General features: G+C 70.0%; 3 protein-coding genes. All 3 read left to right on the forward strand.

Translation table 11 applies throughout. From position 1 onward, the window contains the following. Positions 1-389: ATP-binding protein (locus H5J30_RS23770; RefSeq protein ID WP_181789411.1), on the forward strand; the 389-nt coding region annotated here is incomplete at its 5' end. Positions 390-491: 102 nt separating this feature from the next. Then, positions 492-2225, forward strand: coding sequence for a cytochrome bc1 complex cytochrome b subunit (gene qcrB / locus H5J30_RS23775; protein ID WP_445194956.1), 1734 nt, complete (start codon positions 492-494; stop codon positions 2223-2225). A 138-nt stretch (positions 2226-2363) separates the two neighbouring features. Next, positions 2364-3175 (forward strand): penicillin acylase family protein (locus H5J30_RS23780; RefSeq protein ID WP_181789412.1); only part of this gene is annotated, 812 nt, incomplete at its 3' end.

A 3175-nucleotide genomic window follows, 5' to 3' on the forward strand; every position in this document is an offset into this window, starting at 1 on the left:
GGGCGCTGCCGCCGGACCAGGTGGTCGAGGTGCAGCTGCCGGTGGACCACTCCGCCCTCTCCGACGCCCGCGACCTGGTGCGCCGGCGGCTCACCGACTGGGGGCTGCGGGAACTGACGCTGCCCACCGAGCTGATCGTCAGCGAACTGCTCGCCAACGCGGTCCGGCACGCCCCCGGCCCCATCGGGCTCAAGCTCATCCTCCAGTCGGTACTGACCTGCGAGGTCACCGACACCAGCCATGTGGCGCCGCATCTGCGGCACGCCACGAGCAACGACGAGGGCGGGCGGGGGCTGTTCCTCGTCGCCCAGCTGGCTCACCGCTGGGGTGTGCGCTACACGCCGCGCGGCAAGGTCGTCTGGACCGAGCAGGAGATCCCGGGCAGTTGAGCAGCCGTGTGAGCTGACTCACACCGCCGCTCGTCCGTGTCACATTCGCCTCCCTGTTGCTGTCATTAGAAGTGAGTGCACCAGGGAGGCAGGAGCAACCGTATGTCCGTAACCCAGACGGAAGGCTCGTCGCAGGGTGCGATGGGCGCCCGTCGGCCCACCCGGGCATCCTCCGGCGAGCGGTTCGCGGACTGGGCCGACAGCCGGCTCGGACTGCACGGCGGCGGACGCAAGTACACCAGGAAGGTCTTCCCGGACCACTGGTCGTTCCTGCTGGGTGAGATCGCGCTCTACAGCTTCATCGTCGTCCTGCTCACCGGCGTCTATCTGACGCTGTGGTTCAACCCCTCGATGAACGAGGTCGTGTACGAGGGCTCGTACGGGCCGATGAACGGCGTGCGGATGTCCGAGGCGTACGCCTCCACGCTGGACATCTCGTTCGACGTGCGCGGCGGTCTGCTGGTGCGCCAGATCCACCACTGGGGCGCGCTGATCTTCGTCATCGCGATGTTCGTGCACATGATGCGGCACTTCTTCACCGGCTCGTTCCGCAAGCCGCGCGAGCTCAACTGGCTGTTCGGCTGGGTGATGCTGTTCACCGCCCTCTTCGAGGGCCTCCTCGGGTACTCGCTCCCCGACGACCTGCTCTCCGGCACGGGCCTGCGCTTCGTGGAAGGCGCCACGCTCTCCACCCCGCTGATCGGGACGTACCTGTCGTTCTTCCTCTTCGGCGACGAGTTCCCCGGGCACGAGATCATTCCACGCCTGTACTCCCTGCACATCCTGGTGCTGCCCGCACTGATGGTCGCGCTGGTCGTGGTGCACCTGATCCTGGTCTTCTACCACAAGCACACGCAGTGGGGCGGCCCCGGCAAGACGGAGAAGAACGTCGTCGGCGCGCCCTTCATGCCGGTGTACGTGGCCAAGGCCGGCGGGTTCTTCTTCCTGGTCTTCGGCGTCATCACCGTCATCGCGGCGATCGCGACCATCAACCCGATCTGGAACGTGGGACCCTACCGACCAGACCAAGTGTCGACGGGCGCGCAACCGGACTGGTATCTGGGCTTCGCCGAGGGCATGGTGCGCGTCATGCCGGGCTGGGAGATCAACGCCTGGGGCCACACCCTCGCACTCGGGGTGTTCATCCCCATCACCCTCTTCCCACTCATGTTCGTCGCCATCGGCGCGTATCCGTTCATCGAGGCGTGGATCACGGGCGACAAACGCGAGCACCACCTGCTGCAGCGGCCGCGCAACGTGCCCGTGCGGACGGCGCTCGGCACCACCTGGCTCTCGCTGTACGTGCTGTTCCTCATCGGCGGCGGCAACGACATCTTCGCCACGCACTTCAACATCTCGGTCAACAACGTCACCTGGGCGCTGCGGATCGGTGTGTTCGTGGTGCCGGTGCTCACCTTCATCGTCACCAAGCGGATCTGCCTGGCGCTGCAGCGGCGCGATCGCGACAAGGTGCTGCACGGCCGCGAGACCGGCATGATCAAGCGGCTGCCGCACGGCGAGTACATCGAGGTGCACGAGCCGCTGTCGCAGGCCGAGCTGCACAAGCTCACCTCGCACGAGCAGCCGCAGCCCTACGAACTGCCCCCGGCCGTCGACGCCAACGGCGTCCGCCGGCCGCCGGTGAGCGTCGCGAACCGGGTGCGGGCCAGGCTGTCGCACAGCATGTTCGGGCCGCACACGCAGATCCCGAAGCCGACCGCCGAGGAGTACCGCGCGGTCGCACACGACCACGAGCACACGGAGCTGCCGGCCGGCAGCGGACCGCACGAGCTCGAATCCGCGGACGAGGGCCCGGGCGGCCCCTCGTCCGGATGAGGTACGGCCCCCCGACGGCCCTCATCCGGGACTGAGGCAGGCCCCCGACCGGGTGGGGCGCGGACCCCCGACCGCGCCCCACCCGACTTTTTTGGTTAGGCTACCCTAAGTTTCTTCGAGCGAGGGGTGGCGACGGCGTTGAGCATCGAGGTGTACCGGGACTCCTGGGGCATCCCCCACATCCGCGCCGCCGACCCCCGCGAACTCGCCTACGCCCAGGGCCGCAACGCCGCCTTCGACCGCGCCTGGCAGCTGGAGACCGAGCGGCACCGCGCCGCCGGCACCTCCGCCGCGTTCCTGGGCGGGGATGCCCTCGACTGGGACCTCTTCGCCCGCCGCGTCCGGCTGGACGACACCGCGCGCCGCTGCTTCCGGCAGCTGGCCGAGGAGGAGCGCGAGACCGCCGGCTGGGTGTCGTCGTACGTCGACGGGGTCAACGCCGGGCTCGCCGAAGGCGCCGCGCGGGCCCCGGAGTTCGCGGCCACCGGCCTCACGCCGGGCCGCTGGTCGCCCTGGACGCCGCTGGCCGTGTGGCTGTCCACCCACATCCTCTTCGCCGGCTTCCCGGCCAAGCTGTGGCGCCGGCTGGTCCAGGAGCGGCTGGGCGCCGGGGCGGTGGAGCTGTTCGCCACCGACGGTCCTGGCACCGCGGGCAGCAACGGCTGGCTCGTGTCCGGCGAGCGGACCGCCGGCGGCGGCGCGCTGATCGCCGGGGACCCGCACCGGTTCATCGAACTCCCCGGCGTCTACCAGCAGATCCACCTGGCCTGCCCGGAGTACGACGTCGTCGGCTTCGCCGTGCCGGGCGTCCCCGGGCTGCCGCACTTCGGGCACACCGGCGGCGTCGCCTGGGCCATCACCAATGCCATGGCCGACTACCAGGACCTCTACCGCGAGCGGCTGCGCCGCCGCGCGGGGGGCGTCGAGGCGCTGGGCCCGGACGGCTGGGA

This window comes from Streptomyces phytophilus (genome assembly GCF_013870535.1).
Classification (GTDB): Bacteria; Actinomycetota; Actinomycetes; order Streptomycetales; family Streptomycetaceae; genus Streptomyces; species Streptomyces phytophilus.